This window comes from Nocardiopsis sp. CC223A, from assembly GCF_030766825.1.
Classification (GTDB): domain Bacteria; phylum Actinomycetota; class Actinomycetes; order Streptosporangiales; family Streptosporangiaceae; genus Nocardiopsis.
This window is the reverse complement of the sequence record NZ_JASFDV010000001.1, coordinates 1-19,382: the sequence shown is the minus strand read 5'-3', so window position 1 is coordinate 19,382 and position 19,382 is coordinate 1. Positions and strand designations below refer to the sequence as shown.

20 protein-coding genes are annotated in these 19,382 nt (G+C 72.7%); 5 read left to right on the top strand and 15 right to left on the bottom strand.

The window, feature by feature from the left end:
• Nucleotides 1–45 precede the first annotated feature (45 nt).
• The 9 genes from QJS33_RS00095 to QJS33_RS00060 form a co-directional block, all read right to left on the bottom strand.
• Complete coding sequence (locus QJS33_RS00095; RefSeq protein WP_306365894.1) at nucleotides 46–2,073, bottom strand: hypothetical protein; 2,028 nt, start codon at nucleotides 2,071–2,073, stop codon at nucleotides 46–48.
• Nucleotides 2,074–2,392: 319 nt separating this feature from the next.
• Entirely contained in the window at nucleotides 2,393–3,952 is a 1,560-nt protein-coding gene (locus QJS33_RS00090) for an alpha/beta hydrolase (RefSeq protein ID WP_306365725.1), read from the bottom strand.
• A gap of 238 nt (nucleotides 3,953–4,190) precedes the next feature.
• Complete coding sequence (locus tag QJS33_RS00085) at nucleotides 4,191–4,496, bottom strand: DUF1416 domain-containing protein (RefSeq protein ID WP_306365724.1); 306 nt, start codon at nucleotides 4,494–4,496, stop codon at nucleotides 4,191–4,193.
• Nucleotides 4,493–5,338 (bottom strand): sulfurtransferase, encoded by an 846-nt coding sequence (locus tag QJS33_RS00080; RefSeq protein WP_306365723.1) that lies wholly within the window; start codon nucleotides 5,336–5,338, stop codon nucleotides 4,493–4,495. The genes QJS33_RS00085 and QJS33_RS00080 overlap by 4 nt, the downstream gene beginning before the upstream one ends.
• Nucleotides 5,339–5,423: 85 nt before the next feature.
• Entirely contained in the window at nucleotides 5,424–5,846 is a 423-nt protein-coding gene (locus tag QJS33_RS00075; protein WP_306365722.1) for a DUF4395 domain-containing protein, read from the bottom strand.
• Nucleotides 5,847–5,924: 78 nt separating this feature from the next.
• Complete coding sequence (locus QJS33_RS31315) at nucleotides 5,925–6,011, bottom strand: putative leader peptide (RefSeq protein ID WP_355267795.1); 87 nt, start codon at nucleotides 6,009–6,011, stop codon at nucleotides 5,925–5,927.
• Between the two features lie 180 nt (nucleotides 6,012–6,191).
• Nucleotides 6,192–6,701 (bottom strand): thioredoxin family protein, encoded by a 510-nt coding sequence (locus QJS33_RS00070; RefSeq protein WP_306365721.1) that lies wholly within the window; start codon nucleotides 6,699–6,701, stop codon nucleotides 6,192–6,194.
• Nucleotides 6,701–7,399, bottom strand: a complete 699-nt coding sequence (locus QJS33_RS00065) for a DUF2993 domain-containing protein (RefSeq protein WP_306365720.1) — start codon at nucleotides 7,397–7,399, stop codon at nucleotides 6,701–6,703. The genes QJS33_RS00070 and QJS33_RS00065 overlap by 1 nt, the downstream gene beginning before the upstream one ends.
• Before the next feature lie 198 nt (nucleotides 7,400–7,597).
• Nucleotides 7,598–8,722, bottom strand: a complete 1,125-nt coding sequence (locus QJS33_RS00060; RefSeq protein WP_306365719.1) for a putative quinol monooxygenase — start codon at nucleotides 8,720–8,722, stop codon at nucleotides 7,598–7,600.
• 272 nt (nucleotides 8,723–8,994) lie between these two features.
• Between QJS33_RS00060 and QJS33_RS00055 the strand changes: the two genes are divergently transcribed.
• Nucleotides 8,995–9,795, top strand: a complete 801-nt coding sequence (locus QJS33_RS00055) for an HAD family phosphatase (protein WP_306365718.1) — start codon at nucleotides 8,995–8,997, stop codon at nucleotides 9,793–9,795.
• A gap of 473 nt (nucleotides 9,796–10,268) precedes the next feature.
• Here QJS33_RS00055 and QJS33_RS00050 read toward each other — a convergent pair whose 3' ends face one another.
• From QJS33_RS00050 to QJS33_RS00030, 5 genes are all read right to left on the bottom strand, one after another.
• Nucleotides 10,269–11,219, bottom strand: a complete 951-nt coding sequence (locus QJS33_RS00050; RefSeq protein ID WP_306365717.1) for an NAD-dependent epimerase/dehydratase family protein — start codon at nucleotides 11,217–11,219, stop codon at nucleotides 10,269–10,271.
• A 219-nt stretch (nucleotides 11,220–11,438) separates the two neighbouring features.
• Nucleotides 11,439–11,537, bottom strand: coding sequence for a 30S ribosomal protein bS22 (locus tag QJS33_RS00045; protein WP_017621272.1), 99 nt, complete (start codon nucleotides 11,535–11,537; stop codon nucleotides 11,439–11,441).
• A gap of 204 nt (nucleotides 11,538–11,741) precedes the next feature.
• Nucleotides 11,742–12,377, bottom strand: a complete 636-nt coding sequence (locus tag QJS33_RS00040) for a histidine phosphatase family protein (protein WP_306365716.1) — start codon at nucleotides 12,375–12,377, stop codon at nucleotides 11,742–11,744.
• A 90-nt stretch (nucleotides 12,378–12,467) separates the two neighbouring features.
• Complete coding sequence (hemL, locus tag QJS33_RS00035) at nucleotides 12,468–13,763, bottom strand: glutamate-1-semialdehyde 2,1-aminomutase (protein WP_306365715.1); 1,296 nt, start codon at nucleotides 13,761–13,763, stop codon at nucleotides 12,468–12,470.
• A 659-nt stretch (nucleotides 13,764–14,422) separates the two neighbouring features.
• Nucleotides 14,423–15,157, bottom strand: a complete 735-nt coding sequence (locus QJS33_RS00030; RefSeq protein WP_306365714.1) for a phosphatase PAP2 family protein — start codon at nucleotides 15,155–15,157, stop codon at nucleotides 14,423–14,425.
• Between the two features lie 382 nt (nucleotides 15,158–15,539).
• On the opposite strand from QJS33_RS00030, the gene rraA reads away from it, so the two are divergent.
• A complete protein-coding gene (rraA, locus tag QJS33_RS00025; RefSeq protein ID WP_306365713.1) occupies nucleotides 15,540–16,034 on the top strand; it encodes a ribonuclease E activity regulator RraA in 495 nt (164 codons plus the stop codon).
• A 135-nt stretch (nucleotides 16,035–16,169) separates the two neighbouring features.
• Here rraA and QJS33_RS00020 read toward each other — a convergent pair whose 3' ends face one another.
• Entirely contained in the window at nucleotides 16,170–16,874 is a 705-nt protein-coding gene (locus QJS33_RS00020) for a hypothetical protein (RefSeq protein WP_306365712.1), read from the bottom strand.
• Nucleotides 16,875–17,071: 197 nt separating this feature from the next.
• Between QJS33_RS00020 and QJS33_RS00015 the strand changes: the two genes are divergently transcribed.
• The 3 genes from QJS33_RS00015 to QJS33_RS00005 all read left to right on the top strand — a co-directional run.
• On the top strand, nucleotides 17,072–18,370 hold the full coding sequence (locus QJS33_RS00015) for a sensor histidine kinase (protein WP_306365711.1): 1,299 nt from the start codon (nucleotides 17,072–17,074) through the stop codon (nucleotides 18,368–18,370).
• Nucleotides 18,370–19,053, top strand: a complete 684-nt coding sequence (locus QJS33_RS00010; protein WP_306365710.1) for a response regulator transcription factor — start codon at nucleotides 18,370–18,372, stop codon at nucleotides 19,051–19,053. Before QJS33_RS00015 ends, QJS33_RS00010 begins: the two co-directional genes overlap by 1 nt.
• A 90-nt stretch (nucleotides 19,054–19,143) precedes the next feature.
• Nucleotides 19,144–19,382, top strand: a 239-nt coding sequence (locus QJS33_RS00005) for a putative immunity protein (protein WP_372339551.1), incomplete at its 3' end; no start/stop codon positions are given.

The window sequence follows — 19,382 nt, the reverse complement described above, 5'->3', positions numbered from 1 at the left end:
TTGCGGCGGCGGGCGATGTGTCGGGCCAAGACTATTGTCCATCGGCTATCGGACCCGCCAGTCCAGCCGCTCCGGCGGTGGCCCGAGGTTGGGCGGTACACGGCCCGGTGCGCCGTCGCTCCCCGCGGGTGCCGGGGCGGTCCCGGCGGGCGTGTCGGGGACGGCGGCGGGCGGGAGGAGACGGGGCCGGACCGGCTCCGGCCGGTCACGATCCCCCACGGCCTGTCCGGGCGCGCCGTCGCTTTCGTCACCGCTGGTCCGGGAGTCGTCCACTGTGGCCAGTGTTGCTGTGGACAGGGTGAGAATACCCGGATTGGTGTCGGTGAGGACAGGCCCGTCGGGGCCCAGGACCACGGCCGCGGTGGCCGGAAGGGCGAGCAGCGTCTCAGCGTCGGGGACGATCGGGCGGGTGTGGCGGTCGGCGTCGCCCTCCGCGTCCAGCGGGGTGGCGGCCCACTCCTGGGACGAGGTCGCCTCCCCCCACACCGTGGCCGATCTCACATGGCGGACCAGGTCCAGCGGGGTGACGGCGGCGGCCGCGTTGCGGATGACCGCTCCCGATTCGGTGTGCGGGGAGGCGAAGTAGCGGTCGTCGGCGACCACCTCGGCGCCGGGGTCCTCCTCCGGGGTGATGGCGGTGTCCCCCACCTCCTCCGCGACCGTCTCGGTGAGCCGGTGCAGGGCCAGGTCGCCGGCTTCGGCCGCGGCGATCACGGTGGCCGCGGCGGCGGCCCCGCCCCGGGTCTCCTGGCGCATCACCACGGGCAGTCGGCCCGGGGAGGCGAACCGGTCCAGGGCGGCGGGCACGGCGTCGCGGAACATGAGGACGACCTCCACACCGCCGACCCCGGCCGCCGACAGCACCTGGTCGAGCTCGCCCTCCGGCAGGGTCTCGGCCCCGCACACCACCACGGTGCGCCCGCGCGGGCCGCGCGGTCGCCGGGAGGCCCCCGGCCCGCCGGGCACCTCCAGCAGCTCGCTGAGCGCCGCCACCGCGTAGGTGCCGTACACCCGGGCGGCGACCTCGCCCGAGGCCCGGTCCGTGGAGATGATCTTGACCTGGGCGTACTCGCCCTCCTCCGCGCGGGTGCCGACCGCCTCGAACGGGGAGAGGCGGCGCTCCAGCTCCCAGGCCCGCTCCCAGGGGTCGTCCGCGCAGCGTTCGCGGACCCGGGCGCGCTGGTCGGGGGTGAGCAGGGCGAGCGCCGTGTCGTCCTCGGCGGCGTCGTCCTCGGGGGTGATGAGGGCGCGCAGCCCGCCGATCAGCTCGGCGATCCCGGCGCGGGGGCCGAGCACCTCCATGAGCCGCAGCAGCAGGGTCTCGTCGGCGTCGGGGTCGTCGGCGCCCCCGGAGGCGGCGGCGACGGCCGAGAGGATACGGGCGCGCTGCCCGGCGTCCAGGTCGGTGCCCAGGGTCATGCTCGGCAGGTCGGCGGGGAGCACCCAGCGGCGCGGGGCCACGGCGCAGCGCCGGGCCAGCCGGACCAGGTCGCGGGTGACGGAGTGGCCGGTGAGGTCGACGACGGTGAGGTCGCCGCCCTCGCGCAGCCGGGACACCCCGATGGTGGTGAGCAGCGCCGACCAGCCGGCGTCGGCCCCGCCGACGACGAGGACGGCGTCGGTGTCGGGCGGGGCGGTGACCCCGTGCCAGAGCGGCTGGGCCTCGAACGCCCGGCAGGCCGCCTGCCAGGCGGTGTGCGCGCGGGCGTGCCCGTCCAGGCGGTCGTGCAGCTCGCGTTCGCGGGCCGCGCGCTCGGCCGCCAGCCGCTCCCGGACCAGCTCCAGCCGCTGGGCGGCGACCCGGCGGCTCTGCACCAGGGCGGTGACGAGCGGAACGGTGATGGCGGCGCAGGCCAGCACGCCGCCGACGGCGAGGGTGGCGGGCAGCACCCGCAGCGGCCACAGCACCAGGCACAGCAGGGCGAACGTGCCGAGCCCGACCAGTGCGATGTAGAGGGGGCGGTCGGTGCGGTCCGCGGCCCCGCGCCGGGCCTCCTCCGCCTCCGCGGCGGGGTCGGCGGCCTCCTCCGGCGTCGGTCGGCGCGGCGGCGGCCCGGGTGGGGGCAGCAGCACCGCGTACCGCCAGCCGACATAGGTGCGCGCGGCCGCGCCGTCCGGCCGCGGGGTGGGGGGCACCGTCCGAACACCTCCTGGGCGACCGCCCGCAGGGACGGCCGGGGTCGGGATCACTCGGAAATCGCACGGGGTCGGGGCCTCGCGCTTTGTGGACGATGGTGTCACCGCCGGGCCGCCTTGTCACCGCCTGACCCGCCGCCTGTGGACGGCCCCGCCGCGTCCGGTGGATCCCGGCGGCCCCGGCCCGACCTGCCGGTCGGCCGTCGGCGGGAGCCGGGGCCGCCCGCCGACCGGGGCGGGCGGCCGCCCGCGGCGGCTAGAAAGCGGGGCAGCTGAGACCGGGGTCGGGGGCCCGGCCGGTCAGCAGGTAGGTGTCGATCGGGTCGTCCACGCAGGGCAGGCCGTAGCCGTACACCGTGTGGCCCGAACCCTCGTAGGTGACCAGGGTCGCGGTCGCCAGCTGGTCGGCCAGTTCCTGCGCCCAGCCGTACGGGGTGGCCGGGTCGCCGACGGTGCCGACCACCACGAGCGGCGGTGCGTCGGGGGCGGTGAACCCGGTCGGGGCGGTCTCGGTCTCGGTCCAGTAGGCGCAGGGCAACTGGCCCCACACCAGGTCCGGGCCGAAGAACGGGGTGTCGGCGGCGACCGCCTCGGCCGCCTCCCGGTACGCCTCGGCGTCGGTCGGGTCCACCCGGTCGGCGCAGTTGACGGCGGTGAGCGCGGCCTCGGCGTCCGCGTACAGGACGTCCTGTTGCTCCCCCGCCTCCCCGGCCGTACCGTCCTCTTCTTCTTCCCCGGCCTCTTCCTCCCCGATCCCGTAGGTGGTGTCGTAGAGCGCGTCCAGCAGCTCGCCGGACTCGTCGGAGCCCTCGGCCAGTGCGGTCAGGGTGCGGGCCAGCTCGGGCCAGGAGGTCTCGTCGTACAGCGCCAGACCCACCATCCCCAGCAGCGCGGGGCCGTCCACGGGCATGCCGCGGGTGGTGGGCGGGTCGGCGTCGAGCCGGTCCAGGATCCGTGTCATCTCGGTGTCGGCGGCCACGGGCCCGCTGAACGGGCAGGTCCCGGCGGCGGCGCAGTCGGCGACGAACAGCTCCCAGGTCTCCTGGAACGCGGCGGCCTGGTCCTCGGCGACCTCCAGGTTGGGCCGTTCGGTCTCCACGGCGCCGTCCAGGACGAGGGCGCGGGTGGAGGCGGGGTACATCTCCGCGTACAGGGCGCCGATGTAGGTGCCGTAGGAGTAGCCCACGTAGCTCAGCGCGTCGTCGCCCAGCGCCTCGCGGATCATGTCCAGGTCGCGGACCACGTTGACGGTGCCGATCTCGGCGAGGAACTCGGCGCCCACGGTCTCGGTGCAGTCCTCGGCGTAGGACCGGGCGGACGCCGCCAGGCGTTCCAGTTCGGCGTCGGTGACGGCGGTGGGGTCCTGCACCCGCATCTGGGCCTCGGCGAACCCGTCCCAGTTCCCGCAGGCGAACCCGCCGCTGTCGCCGACCCCGCGCGGGTCGAAGGCCACCAGGTCGAAGGCGTCGCGGATCCCGTCGGAGAACTGCGGGTAGGCCAGCATCTCCACCCCGGACTCGCCGGGCCCGCCCGGGTTGAGCACCAGCGAGCCGATCCGCTCTCCGGAGCCGCCGGAGGCGGGCACCCGGGCCAGTGCGATGTCGATGGTCTCCCCGTCGGGGTCGTCGTGGTCGAGCGGCACCGACAGGGTGCCGCACTCCAGGGCGGCGGTCCATTCGGGGTCGCCGTCCTCGGGGAGCGCTCCCTCCCCGTCCTCGGAGTGGCAGGGTTCCCAGTCGATCGCGGCCGTGCCGCCCGGGTCCTGCGGCGCCTGTTCCGGGAGGAACCCCGTACACCCCGTGACCAGGAGGACCATCGCTCCCGCGAGTCCCCATACCCCTGTGTAACGCACCTGTCGGCTCCCCTTTTCCGCGCGGCCCCGTCGCCGCGTCCCCTGCCCTGCTACGGGGGATGGGACGAAACGCCCGGCATGGCGGTTTCGCGGTCGTCCACCGACGGAACGTGCCGTATGCCACAAGGAGAACACGACGGGGCGCCGGAGGGAACGAACCGTTCCCTCCGGCGCCCCGTGTCGCCGTGCGCCTACCTGACGGTCAGGCCTGGACCTGGAGGTCGATGACCTTGCCGACCTCGGCCGTCACCGGGTACTCGCCGGTGAAGCCCTTGGAGGCCAGGACCCGCACCTTCCAGTCGCCGTCGGCGGCGAAGAACCGGAAGGTCCCCTCGTCACCGGTGGCGACCTCGCCGACGAAGTCGTCGGAGGCGTTGAGCAGGCGCGCGTACGCCCCGCGCAGCGGCTGTCCGTCCCGGGTCACCGTGCCCTGGATGACCGCCTGGTTTCCGGCATCGACGTCGGCGAGGGCGACCCCGCCGACCGGTGCTCCGCAGCTGTCGCTCACTTGGCCTCCGCCTCTCCCAGCTCGATCGGCACGCCCACCAGGGAGCCGTACTCGGTCCACGAGCCGTCGTAGTTCTTGACGTTCTCCAGGCCGACGATCTCGTGCAGCGCGAACCACGTGTGCGAGGAGCGCTCGCCGATCCGGCAGTAGGCGATGATGTCCTTCTCCAGGTCGACACCGGCCTGGGTGTAGAGCTCGCGGAGCTCCTCGGCGGTCTTGAAGGTGCCGTCCTCGTTGGCCGTCTTGGCCCACGGGATGTTGCGCGCGGTCGGGATGTGGCCCGGGCGCTGCGAGGCCTCCTGCGGCAGGTGCGCGGGGGCGAGCAGCTTGCCGACGAACTCGTCGGGCGAGCGCACGTCCACGAGGTCCTTGGTACCGATGGCCTCGACGACCTCGTCGCGGAACGCGCGGATGGCCAGGTCCTGGTCCTGGGCCCGGTACTCGGTGGCGGCCCGCTCGGGGACCTCCTCGACGAGCTCGCGGGAGTCCAGCTCCCACTTCTTGCGGCCGCCGTCGAGCAGGCGGACGCCCTCGTGGCCGTAGAGCTTGAAGTACCAGTACGCGTAGGCCGCGAACCAGTTGTTGTTGCCGCCGTAGAGGACGACGAGGTCGTCGTTGCCGATGCCCTTGGCGGACAACAGCTTCTCGAACCCGGTCTTGTCCACGAAGTCGCGGCGGACCGGGTCCTGGAGGTCCGTCTTCCAGTCGATCTTGACGGCGCCGGGGATGTGTCCCTTGTCGTAGGCGGACGTGTCCTCGTCGACCTCCACGAGAACGACGTTGTCGTCGTCCAGGTGAGCCTCCACCCAGTCGGCGTCCACAAGGACGTCGGAGCGGCTCATGGGGAACCTCCTGATTGTTTTTCTGCTGCGTGCGGTGTCGCGTGTGCTGTGCCCGCCGGATCGCGGAGTCCGGGGGCGGGGGATTTCAGGCCGACTTCCCCGCCACCGCGAGGCGGCGGCCGAGGAGGTACATCTCGCATCCGGCGCAGAAGCCGAAGGCTGCGTTGAGGAAGGCGGCGGTGAGGGCGAGGGCGGTCGCGGCCACGCCGAGCCATTCGGGGCCCACCAGGTATCCGATGAGTCCGAGGGCGGCGAAGGCGAGTCCCACCCCTTGCGCGAACCGGGGCGGCCGGGCGTCCTCCGTCTCAGAGGGCGGTCCGAGCCGGGGCCGTACGACGGCGGAGAACAACAGGGCGTAGGGCGAGTTGCGGACCCCCGCCAGGACGCCGGTCGCGAACACCGCGGCCTGGAATCCGAGGATCCAGGGTTGGGCGAGGGCGAGGGCGGCGGCCAGGACGAGGACGGTCAGGGCGGCGGCGAAGCGCTGTCCGCGAGGATCGACCTGCATGACTGATGGTCCCTGCGTGCACGAGAAGGAGGGTCGGTCGCGCGAGGGGGCGGGGGGCCGCGGTACGGCCCGAGCGCCCTAGGGACACGGACAGAGCGCGGCGGCGACGCGGCAGAAGTCCACCGCCCGTCGCTTCGTGAGATACGCGCTCGTCAAGGAAGTCACGTCCTTGACGCTACAGGCCCCTTAACGTGTTTGTCACGGGTGGCCTGGATCACACAGGGGTGCATTCGGGCCGGTGGGAACGGGTGCGGCCCCCGCCCGGGAAACCGCCGCACGCACCGGAACCGGCGTATTCCCTGGTCATCCAGTCGGGAATAGGGTCGGAGGGTTCCATCTCCGGGGTCAGGCGACCGCCGCGCCGATGGCGGCGATCACATCGGCCTTGCGGGGCTGGCCGCTCGCGCGGCGCACCACGGCGCCCCGCCCGTCCAGGACCAGGACGGTCGGGGTGCGCATGATGTTCAGCCGGCGCACCAGGTCCAGGTGGGCCTCGGCGTCGATCTCGACGTGCGCGACGCCCTCGACCATCCCGGAGACCTCCTCCAGAACGCGGCGGGTGGCCCGGCAGGGCTGGCAGAAGGCGCTGGAGAACTGCACGAGCGTGGCCCGCTCCCCCAGTCCGGCGCCGATGTCCCGGGCGCCCAGGACGGTGGAACCGTCGGTGTCGGCCGCCATGGCCGCTCCCTTCCCTGCCGTACCGGTGTCCGCGGCCGCCGCGGTGGCCGCCGCCGCGGCGGGGGCGGCGGGCCGCCCCTGCTCACGGAAGCGCCCCTGTCCCCGCCGCCACAGCAGCCCCAGCACGGTGGCCGTGGCCAGGGTGGCGGCGAGGACGGTCGGGCCGACGGGGTCCATCAGGCGGCCTCGGCGCCCATCAGCGGAACGTTCTCGGCGGTGCCGTCGACCCGCAGGCCGCCGGAGACGGCCTCGGCGTCGGTGACGGTCATCCCGAAGGGCATCTGCGGCACCGGGAAGGACACGGTCATCATGCCGGAGACCAGCCCGCTGATGTCGGTGGGGGCGCCCTCCACCTGGATGTCGGTGGGGGTGGCCGAGACGACCCCGTCCTGGACGGAGATGTCCAGGGCGGCGGACACCGGAACACTGATGCCCAGGTCGACCACGGCCAGCTCGCCGCTGGCGTAGGGCCTGCCGCCCTCGGTGGAGACCGTGATGCCCTCGGGCAGGAAGGGGTTGAGGATCGAGTAGGGCAGGACCGCCGAGCCGTCGATCCGGCCGGCCGTCACCTGAGGGTCCGACAGGAGCTCCGACAGCGGGGCGTCGACGTCCATGGCGTGGACCTCGATCTGCTCCACCGGGTACTCGCCGAACGTGGCGGAGGGGGCGGAGATGACGATCTCCTCGTAGGTGCCGCCGAAGGCCTGCGGCAGGAAGGCCCAGCCCTCGATCCGGACCGTGGGCTCCTGCTCCATCTGGAACTGCTCCCGCACCTGGCCCGCGATCATGTTCTGCGCCAGCGAGCGCCCTCCGATGTCGGCGCCCACGACGAGGCCCACCAGGAGGATGAGGAGGACGACAAGAAACTTACGCATCTGGAATCCCAGCACACTTTCTTTCGCTCCGGCGCGGCTCTCGGCCCGTGGCACCGGCCGGTCATCGTCACACGCCATCGGCGCCCGGGGGACACCGTTCATGGGGAACCTGTAGGGAAGGTTACTTCACCGACCGTTGGACGCCCCGGAGAGTGCAATGGTTCTCGTCCGGGGCGGGTTCCTCTGAAATATCCGAGGTCAGCGCGGCATCAGCAGGGCGGCCAGGCCGTCGCTGGCGGCCGCGCCGGAGAGGGCGAGCTCGATCACGTTCGTGGCGACCACGTGGGCGCCCGCACGGCGGCCGAACTCGATCACGTGCGGCTGCTGCTCGTGCTCCTCCTTGGCCAGGTCGTCGCGGTAGATCGCGTAGACGATGCGCTGCAACGGCGCGCTGGGCACCGTGTGGCAGGCGAACAGCAGGGTGTCGGGCTCACGCGCGGAGACCTCGCCGACGACGGCGTCGACGATCCGGTCGAAGCCGGCGCCCTGCCCGTCGGCGAGGGTGTAGATGGTGATGACGCCGCGCAGCTTGGCGGGCGGCGCCTGGCGCACCGGCGGGCCGTCGTAGTAGTCGTCGTACGGGTCGGCGTGGCGACGCTTACGGCGCACGGGCTCCTCCAGGAGTTCGTCTTCGGGATCCCCGTCGGCGTCGTCGTAGTAATCGTCGTCGTAGTAGTCGTCGTCCTCGTCGTAGGGGTCGCGCCGCGGGCGCGCCGCCAGCGCGGCGGCGCCCCAGAGCGCGGCGACCGCGCCGAGCATGAGCAGCGGCCCCGCGAAGCCCAGGCCCAGCCGGCCCACCAGGACCGACAGGAGCGCCGCCAGTGAGACCAGGCCGAGGATCCCCAGGTGGAGGTTGCGGCCTGCGGGGCGGCGGGCGACGGCGATGAGGGCCGTGATGAGGAGGACCGCGACGACGACCTGTGCGACGTTGACGAGTGAACGCGGGATGAGGTCGTAGTGATCGCCCAGCGCCGGGAAGGTGTCACCGAACCGGCCGCTGATGCGGTCCATGCTCAGGATCACGAGGGGGACGATGGTGAAGGCGGTCAGGACCAGGCGCGAGGCGAAGCGCCCCTGTGCGGAGCGGACGCCGTACTCCAGGGCGCCCCAGGCCATGTAGAGGGGGCCCAGCAGGCTGATACCGATGTGGAGCAGGCGGAAGGTCGCGTTGTTGAAGTCGAACAGCACGCCGACCACGGCCGCGCTCAGGCCCACGGTCATCCCCAGGGACGCGACGAGCCACGCGATGACGGTCACTCCGGGGCGCCGCTGGGCGTAGGCGGCGAGCGCGGCGGTGGCACTCCAGCCCACCAACGCGCTCATGAATGCGAGTCCTACGATCACCATCCCGACAATGATGATGCACGTGAACGGGTGGGTGTGCACTCCTTACCGGTACGGGAGGACCTTTTCAGGGAAGATCCCGCAGAATGACGGGCAAAACCGCTTTCCCTACTGTGACCTTCATCACGCGAATTACCGCCGTGTCCCAGAGGCTCCGTCCTGCCCACCGGGGGTCGTAGGCTCGCATTCATACGGGGAGCAGGCCGTCGAGGACGGTGCCGCCGACTCCCCACCCGAGCCAGGAGAGAACCGTGTCACACGACGTCGTGTCCCCGACTCCGGCGGGGGCCGCCTTCTTCGATGTGGACAACACCCTGATGCGGGGAGCGTCGATCTACCACTTCGCCCGCGGCCTGGCCGCGCGGGATCTGTTCACCACCCGCGACCTCCTGCGCTTCGCGTGGGGCCAGACCGTGTTCCGGGTGACCGGCAGCGAGCAGCCGGACCACATCAACGCCGCCCGGGAGGCGGCGCTGGCGTTCGTCGCCGGACACGACGTCGACGACCTCGTGGGCCTGTGCGAGGAGATCTACGACGAGACCATGGCCGACCGCATCTGGGAGGGCACCCGCGCCCTGGTGCAGCGGCACCTGAGCGCCGGGCAGCCGGTGTGGCTGGTCACGGCGACCCCGGTGGAGCTGGCCCAGATCATCCGCCGCCGGCTCGGGCTGACCGGGGCGCTGGGCACGGAGGCGGAGAGCGTGGACGGGGTGTACACCGGGCGGCTCAACGGGGACCTGCTGCACGGCCCGGCCAAGGCGGTGGCGGTGCGGGAGCTGGCCGTCAAGCACGGCTGGGACCTGGCGAACTGCTCGGCCTACAGCGACTCCTCCAACGACCTGCCGCTGCTGTCGCTGGTGGGCGACCCGAACGCGGTCAACCCGGACGGGGACCTGCGCCGGTACGCGCGCACCCACGGGTGGCCGGTGCACGACTTCCGCACGCACCGCCGGGCGCTGAAGGTGGCCGTCCCCGCGGCGGCGGTGGGCGCCGCGGTGGGCGCCGTCGCCATCCGCGCCGCCCGCCAGCGCAGAGCCGTCCCGGGGGCCTGAGCGGCCTCTGGGACGCGTAGGGCGGCGGGGCCCGGCGGAGGGCCCGTGGAAGATCCGGAGAAGGCTCAGGGGCCTCTCGGAGACGAATCGGGGAAACCTCGGAAACCGCCGCCGGACCGAAACACCCGCGTGCGACCGAAACCCGGCCACGGTGACGGGGCGCCGACCGGGGCGGCCGCCGACCGGAGGCGGGCAGGCCCCGGCGCGATGCGAGGGGGCGGGACGACGGGACGCGGGGTACGGGGTCATGTCCCCTGGAGCGGTGTGGCTTTCGCGCGGGTGCGTCCTTGCGGGTCGCCGCGATGGTCGGCCGGTGCCGGACGGTCATCGCGCCCTGTCGGCACGGTGACCCGGAGCGTCGCCGAAGGCGGGGGCGCACCGATCCGGTCGGCGCCGCCGACGCGCGTATCCGTGGGAACGGGGCCGGAAGAGTCACACCACCCGGCGGGGCACCATCGGGTACGGAACCCGGCTCAGCGTCCCAGAGTGGCCTTGGCCAGGGCGAGCACGTGGACCGGGCGCAGGCGGGAGCTCTGCGGGCGGCCGCGGCCGTCGCGGCGGCGGGGGCCGCGGGCGTCGGCGTAGGACTCGAACGCCTCCACCGAGCTGTGCGCCGGGATCCACTCCAGGACCCGCTCCAGTTCACCGGTGTTCAGGGAGGCGGCCAGGCCCGCGCTCACGGCGCGGGCGGTGCTGGCGGTCGCGTAGTCGATGCGACCGCGGCGGGCCACACCGCGCAGCACGCGCAGCCCGGAGGCCGGGACCGGGAACCGGTGGCCGCCGATACGGCGCAGGCACTGCGAGAGCGGGACGCTGTCCTTGCCCGCCACGTCGAAGAACCCGGTGCCGTCGCTGACCGCCATGCGCACCAGGGCCTCGACACCGTCGTCCTCGTGCAGGAAGCGCACCTGCGGGTCGCTGCCCAGCACCGTGGGCACGACCCGTGAGTCGAGGTATCGGGTGAGCGGGGTGTCCACACCCGGCCCGATGAGGTTGGCGAACCGCAGGACCGCCACCTCCAGGTCGGGGCGGCGGCGCTGTAGGCCGCGGGTGTGCCGCTCGACCTCCGCCGCGTCGTCGGCGTCCAGGGTGGCGCTGGAGCGGACCACCAGGCGGCGGACGGTCGTGGAGCGCTGCGCCGCGGTCAGCACGCGCATCGTCCCCAGGACGTTGTCCTCGCGGTTGGCGCTGTGCGCGGTGTCCAGCCCCAGATGCAGGACGAGATCGGCACCGGAGTCGGCGACGATCTGTCCCAGGCTTTCGTCGTGCAGGTCGACATGTGTGTAGTCGAAGCCCGTCGTGGCGGCGGGCGGCGCCGAATCGACGCCGATCACCCGGCGTACACCGGGCTCCGCGCCCAGGGCCTGCGCGACCCTGGCGGCCAGGGGGCTGGACACCCCGGTGACGAGTACGACACGAGCCATGGCGACACGTTCCTTGGAAGGAGACGATGAGTGACGGTGCGCGGACCGTTCACCCCCGGGGGTGAAGCGGTGGCCGCGACCCGTGAGACACAACGATGTCCCGACCGGAAAATTCCGTCACGTTGGTCGAGGCATCGCCGAAATAGGGAATATCTCCGCGTCCGGGACATGCCGGAGCACGCCCACGCCCGCGGAGAGACGACGATCGCCGCGACGGTACTACTTCTTGTTGCGACGCGCGATACGCGTGCGCTTGAGCAGCTTGCGGTGCTTCTTCTTCGCCATGCGCTTGCGACGCTTCTTGATGACGGAACCCATCAGGGATCACCCTCTCGCTGACGATGGATACAGAGCATGCCGCACCGCCGTGGCGGTTCCGGCAAGGGGTTCGGGTGCGCAGGCCCCGGGGTCGTGCGCCGTGCGCGGACCGCGGGGTCGGGGCCCGTCCTGGAACGGCCGTCGATGGGCGTACACCCACCGCACCCGAAGGCCCAGCTTACCGCTCCGGGTGCGCGCTCCGGGTCAGGCCCCGGGGACGGAGGGCCCGTCGACGTACAGGGACGCCGCGGGCTCCCCGTAGCTGACACTGGCCAGGCGCTCATCGACGAAGGTCAGTGAGGTGACACTGGCGAGATTGCATTCGCGCAGGTCGGGGCGGTGCCACAAGCGCTTTCCCTCGGCGGCGCGACGCGCCGTCCAGATGGGCAGCTGGTGGCTGACGCACACCGCCTCCCGGCCCCAGGCGGCCCGGCGGGCGACCTTGATGGCCGAGACCATGCGCGCGAGGATCTGCTTGTACGGCTCCCCCCAGGAGGGCAGGAACGGGTTGTACATCCGGCTGACCACCCGCGGGTCGCGCACCGAGCTGCGGGACAGCGACAGGCCCTGGAGTTTGTTGGAGGCCTCGATGAGGCGGTCGTCCAGGGTGACCGGCAGGTCGAACATCTTCTGGAGCGGGACCGCGGTCTCCTGGGTCCGGTCCAGCGGCGAGGAGTACAGAGCGGCGATGTCGTGGCCCTCGAACCACTCGGCGGCCATCTCGGCCATCTGCTGCCCGCGCTCGCTGAGGTGGAAGTCCGGGAGCCTGCCGTACAGCACCTTGTCCGGGTTGTACACCTCGCCGTGCCTGAGCAGGTGCACGACGGTGGTCGTCGTCATGGTCGCGTGTCTTTCCTTCGGGGATTGTGGTGGGGCCCGGCGGGCCGGTGTGCGGGGCGGCGCCGGACGTGTCGGTGCGGACCCGGCGGGTCAGCCCTGGGCCTGCGCCGCGGCCTGCGCGGCGGCGGGCAGGGCCTCCAGGACCCTACCGATCGCCGCCTCGTCGTGGGCGGACGAGAAGAACCACGCTTCGAAGGCCGCGGGCGGCAGGTAGACGCCCTGGTCGAGCATGGCGTGGAAGAAGGCCGCGAAGGCCTCGGTGTCGGTGGTGCGCGCGGTGTCGAAGTCCACGATGTCGGCGTCGGTGAAGAACACCGTGAACAGGTTGCCGCCGCCCTGGACCCGGTGCTCCACCCCGGCGGCGCTCAGGGCCTTGGAGACCTCGGACTCGACCTGGGCGGACACCCGGTCGATGTGCGCGTAGACCTCCGGAGTGGCCCCGCGCAGGGTGGCGAGCCCGGCGGCGGTGGCCAGCGGGTTCCCGGACAGGGTACCCGCCTGGTAGACGGGGCCGTTGGGGGCGAGGCGGTCCATGATCTCGGCGCGGCCGCCGAACGCGGCGGCGGGCAGGCCGCCGCCCATGACCTTGCCGAAGGTCATGAGGTCGGGGGCGACCCCCTCCAGGCCGTACCAGCCGGAGGGGCCGACCCGGAAGCCGGTGAGGACCTCGTCGAGGATGAGCAGCGCGCCGTAGGAGTGGGCGATGCCCTTGAGCTGCTCGTTGAACCCGGCCCGCGGCGGGACGACGCCCATGTTGGCGGGGCAGGCCTCGGCGATGACGCAGGCGATGTCCTCGCCGTGCTCGGCGAAGGCCCGCTCGACGGCCTCGACGTCGTTGTAGGGCAGCACCAGGGTGTCGGCGGCGCTGGCGCCGGTGACGCCCGGGGAGTCGGGCAGCGCGAACGTGGCCAGGCCCGACCCGGCGGCGGCCAGCAGGGCGTCGACGTGGCCGTGGTAGTTGCCCGCGAACTTGATGATCTTGCTGCGCCCGGTGAACCCGCGGGCCAGGCGGATCGCGGACATCGTCGCCTCGGTGCCGGAGTTGACCAGGCGGACCTTCTCCACGGGGGTGCGCTCGACGATCAGCTCGGCGAGCTCGACCTCACCGGGGGTGGGGGCGCCGTAGGAGGTGCCCGCGTCCACCGCGCCGTGCAGCGCGGCCACGACGTCGGGGTGCGCGTGGCCGAGGATGAGCGGCCCCCACGAGCAGACGAGGTCGACGTAGCGCCGGCCCTCCGCGTCGATGAGGTAGGGGCCCTCGCCCTTGACGAAGAACGGCGGGGTCCCGCCGACCGCGCCGAAGGCGCGCACCGGGGAGTTGACCCCGCCGGGGACGACGGCGGCGGCCCGCTCGAAGAGCTCTGCTGAAGTCTGTTGAGTACCCACCTCACCAGTGTGTCAGCTGTGTCCCGCCGCGGGACCGTGACCCGCCCCGCACGGCACGGTGGGCGGCGCCCGTCCGACGGCCGGATCGACGGGATCGGGCGGCCCGGAGCAGGCGGTGCACGGAGGTGGAGGGATCACAGCCTTCCGGAGGCTTCTCGGCCCGGGTGCGGGCGTGGTCGAGGCCGTCGGCGAAGTCTGTGAAGTCGGTCGCGCCCTTGCTCCAGCGGGGCAGGAGTGCCTTGAACCTCTTTTCGGCCTTGGCCCCGGAGAGGAGCGGGGCACGGTGGTCGTCGAGGTGGAGGATGAGCCGGGTCTCGAAGGCGGAAGTGGAGGGGACGGGCTCCACTCCGTCCCGGCGGGCACGGGAGACGAGATCGCGCACATCCCACGCCGCCGGCGCCGAAGACGGCCCACACCCGGATGCACTCGTCCCCGAGCACGCTGGTGGCGACCGTGAACACGGTCTCGCGCCGGGGTGCTCGGCCTTGCGAGTGCGAACGGCGTGCACCCGGACGTCCGGGTGCCGGTTGAGGGGGTCGAAGCAACCCTTCTCGGTCCCGCCCCCGCAACGGACCCGCGAACGCGAACACGCGCCATGGCGAACGCCCCGGCCGTCCTGGCCGGGGCGTTGGTCGCGCGGGGGTCGGGGTGGACCCGGGTCAGACGTCGGCGTAGGGGCGGGGGCCGGTGGAGCTGTTCTCGTCGTCCGGGCCGCTGCGGGCGCGGGGTGCGCGCGGTCCGGCGGGCAGGGGCGGGGCGCCGGCGGAGGCGGAGGCGGAGGCGGGGGCGGAGGCGGAGCGGACCAGGGGCCGCAGGAGGTCGTTCTCCGCCATCTTGTCGACCAGGGCGGCCAGCGGGCGGGCCACCGCCAGGGAGACCGCGGTGGCGACGGCCGCGCCGAGCAGCAGGCCGACGGTGACGTCGTGCGGGTAGTGGGCGCCGACGAGGACGCGGGAGAACGCCTCCAGGACCGCGAAGGCCGCGGCGATCGGGGCCACGCGCCTCCAGGCGATGACGACCGCCGCAGCGGCCGCGCCAGCGATCGCGGCGTGGTTGCTCGGGAAGGACCAGTCGCCGACGGGATCGCAGGTGGCGATGGTGGTCAGGTCGGTCATGGCCTGGCAGGGCCGCAGCTGCTCGACGAACGACTTGACGGTGCGGCTGACGCCGTAGGCGATGACGGTGGCGACCGGCGCGAACAGCGCCAGGCCCACCAGCCGCGAGTCGACGGAGCGGGCGCGCCACCAGGCGGCCAGGAACAGGACGGCGAAGGCGACGAGGAACAGGTCGGTGCCGATGTGGGCGGCCTCCTGCACCCGGGGGTCGAGTCCGGCGGCGAACTCGATCACGGCCCGGGACCAGGCGGCGCTGATGTCGAATATCTCGGAGACCATCTCTCTCCAGGGGTGTCGTCGGGGAGGGTCGCGCGAGCGTGGGGGAAGGGTTCGCGACGCGGGGTCGATCGACCGAAAGGTGACGTGATTCAAACGTTTCGGTGACGTCCGCGATCCCCATCCTGGCACCGGATCGGGGACCGAAAGGCCCGCAGAGGGCCGGGATCGACGAAAGAGACGGGCGTCCTCCACGAAAGAGTGAACGGGAGAGGAACGGACCGCCACGAAGGGGTGGGCGGACGAAGGGGGAGCCCGCCGAAAGGGGCCCGCGGCGCCGCCGGGGGCACCGCGGACGCGCATCCGGGGTGCCGGGCGGAGGCGGGGGACTACTCCTGGGTAGCTTGAGTGGCGTCCACCCGCTTCACCTCAGACCGGAGCCGACATGACCGAGCACCACACCGCGGCCTTCACCACGGCGGACCTCATCGACGACCACGGCGACACCCTGCGCAGCTGCTCCGCGCAGTTCCGGCAGTACGGCGGTAGGTCCGTGTTCTCGGGCCCGATCCGCACCGTCAAGTGCCACGAGGACAACGGCCTGGTCAAGCAGGTGCTCAACACCCCCGGCGAGGGCGCCGTACTGGTGGTGGACGGCGGCGGCTCGCTGCGTTCGGCCCTGATGGGCGACATGATCGCCGAGGCCGCGGTGGCCAACGGCTGGGCCGGGGTGGTCGTCCACGGGGCGGTGCGGGACACGGTCGCGCTCGGGAAGCTGGAGCTGGGCGTCAAGGCGCTGGGCTCCAACCCGCGCAAGTCCGCCAAGGACGCCGCCGGGCGGCTGGACGCACCGGTGACCTTCGGGGACGTCACGTTCGTCCCCGGGGAGTGGCTGTACAGCGACGAGGACGGCATCGTCGTGAACGCCGAGAGGATCTGATCCGGACGGCGAAGTGGCCATCAGGCAATGGCATGGCCGATATGCCACGAATGTGAAGTGAACGGCGGGGGGCCACAGAGGACCTCCGCCGTTCATGTGTTCGTCCACCCGGTTCGGGCGGTTCGTCGGCCCCGGTCAGCCCCGGAGGCGGTCCCACAGGAGGGGGGCGGCCAGGCCGCAGGCCATCGCCGGGATGAGCAGCAGCGCGACCGACGAGACCACGACGACGTCGGAGACCAGCAGCGCGACCGCGATCTGCACGACGCCCACGGCGATCACCGCGACCGCGACCGGCCACCGGGCGCGGTGCCACAGGCGGACCAGGTCGGCGGAGAGCCCGAACGGGCCGGAGTCGGAGCGCACCACCGGGACCACCAGGGCGATCCCGATGAGGAACACTCCGACGGACACCCCGACCACCTGGGTCGTCGGGACCGCCAGGCCCACGGCGTTCGCCACCGCGAGGATGTGGACCACCACCATGAACAGGGCGATGAGGGCGATGGTAGCGTTCATCGCCCGGGTCACATCGCGCAGTGGGCGGCGGACCGGGAGGTCGAAGGCCCGGTTGATCCGGACCTCCAGGAACGGGGCCGTGGCCAGCAGCGCCGAGATGAGCCCCGCGATGGTCGGCACCGCCGCCGCCAACAGCCACCGGGGCACCATGTTCGGACTGCCGTCGAGGTCGTAGCGCCCGCCGTGCACCGTTTCCGCGAGGTGGGGCCAGGCGATCCAGGAGACCGCGGCCATTCCCGCGATCGCGAGGCCCGCGACGACCAGGCCGATGACCGGCGGGCGCGGCTCCTCGACGGGGGCCGGGCGGTCGATCGTGTTCTCCATGGGTTTCTCCCTGTTTCTCGCCGTCCTCTGGAAAGAACATTAGGAAAACGCCTGCGGAGTTCACATCGACCTACGGTCATGCCGGTATCACGGGATTTCCGGAGACCCTCACATGACCGGCGTCATGGTCGCGCTCCAGGGAATTCATGACAGGCAGGAATCCCCTTTCCCGGAGGTGGGGGGATAGTATCCGGGCGATGAGAGCGCCTTCCCCCCTTCCCGACCTGTCCCGCTGGGTCAGCCTGGCCGACGGCCGGCCGCCGCGCGTGGTGGGCCTGCTGTTCTGGGGCTCCCTGCTGACCACGCTGGCCGTCTACGCCGTGTTCCTGACCGGGATGATCCCCGTGACCGGCGAGGGGATCGATGATCCCGCGACCCTCTTCCTGGCCGCCACGGGGATCGGGGCCCTGGTCGCGTGCGCGGCGCTGTGGCCGTTCCTGGCCTGGTCGCCGTATTCTCCGTGGCCGCGCAGAATGGCCAGTGGCATTTTCCTGGTCGCCACTCTGCTGTCCTTCGTCACCAGCAATCACACATTGTTCCTTTTGCTGTGCGTGGGAACCGTGAACGCGGTGATCGTGTTCGGGGTCCCCGGGGGAGCCGTCTACGGCGCGCTCGTCGTCGGATTCAGTCTGCTGCTGACCCTGCTCGTACCGGGGACCCCCTTCCTGGCCGGGGTGATCATGGCGGTGAGCCTGCTGTTCATCGTGGTGGCGTCGGGACTGGTATCGGTGGGGCTGCTGGTGTCGGCGCAGCGGGCCGAGCGCACCCGGGAGTTGCTGGAGGAGCTGGAGCACACCCACGGGGAGCTGGCGGCGGCGCACGAGGAGCTGCGGCGCAGCACGGGCCGGATCAGGGAGCTGACCGTCTCCGAGGAGCGCGCCCGCATGTCCCGGGAGATGCACGACAGCACCGGGCACCATCTGACCGCGCTGTCGCTGTGCCTGGCGAACGCGCTGCGGTTCCGGGAGGCCGGAAGGCCTGCGGAGGCGTGGGAGGAGGTCGGGCAGGCGCGGGCGCTGGCCGGGGACGCGCTGACCGACACCCGCCGCTGGGTGCGGGCGCTGCGGCCGCTTGCCCTGGAGGGGCGGGCCGGGGCGAACGCGATGCGGTCGCTGGCGGAGTCGTTCCAGGGCGGGGGTGTGCGGATCGGGTTCGAGCAGCGGGGCGGGCAGTGGCCGACACTGCCGGAGGAGGCGGAGTTGGTGTGCTACCGGGCGGTGCAGGAGGGGCTGACGAACGCGATGCGGCACTCCGGCGGTGAGACCGTGCTGGTGGAGGTCGAGGTGGGGGCGAAGGCGGTGGCGGTGTCGGTGACCGACGACGGGGGCGGGGCGCCGGTGGAGGCGGTGCGCGGCGGGTTCGGGCTGCGGGGACTGGCGGAGCGGGTGGAGCACGTGGGCGGGGAGTTCGCGGCGGGGAACGTGGAGCAGGGGTTCCGGTTACGGGTGGAGGTTCCGGTTGGGGCCAGCGGTACGGCCGGGAAGGGCGGTGCCTGATGCGGGTGCTCATCGTGGACGACCAGGTGCTGCTGCGGCACGGGCTGCGCAAGTTGCTGGAGTTCGAGGACGGGATCGAGGTCGCGGGGGACGTCGGGGACGGGCTGGAGGCGTTGGAGTTCCTGGCGGAGGCCGACGGGTTACCGGACGTGGCGCTGGTGGACGCGCGCATGCCGCGGATGGACGGGTCGGCGCTGATCGAGCGGATGCGGGCGGAGTACCCGGACGTACCCGCGATCGTGCTCACGACGTTCGACGACGACGACATCATCTTCGGGTGCCTGCGGGCGGGGGCTCGCGGCCACCTGCTCAAGGACGTGCCGCCGGAGGAGCTGGTGTCGGCGTTGCAGCGGGTGGTGCGCGGGGAGACGGTGCTGGGGTCGGCGGCCGCGGAGCGGCTGGTGGCGTCCCTGGGCGGCGGGGGCCCGGAACCCGCCGCGGCCGGGGCGCCGGATGCGGGGGAACCGGCGGAGCCTCGGCCGGAGTCCCCACTGTCGGAACGGGAGTGGGAGGTGGCGCGGATGGTCGGCGCGGGGGCCACCAACCGGGAGATCGCGCGGGGGCTGTTCATCACGGACGGCACCACGCGCAACCACGTCACGAACATCCTGCGCAAGCTCGGGCTGCGGGACCGGACCCGGCTGGCGCTGTGGGTCCGGGAACAGGGGACGGGCACCGGCTGATCGGTACCCCGCTTTGAGACTCGTCCGCGAAAGGGGACCTCTACCGAGCGGAAGGTCTCAACCGGACTTTCAGGGATACGCTTGAATCCCATGACTCATGGTTTTCAGGGCTCCACGACGGCCGCCCTGGCCGGTCTCAATCCGAGCTGGGGGTGGTGGGTGATAGGGAGCGAACCCCGGGAAGTGGAACTGGGCGACGACGAGCGCCGCCTGCTCACGCGGTGGGCGGCCGACTGCGCGGAGCGGGCGCTGCCGCTGTTCGAGGCGATGGCGCCGGGTGACGGCCGTCCGCGCGAGGCGGTCGAGGCGGCGCGGGCGTACGCACTCGG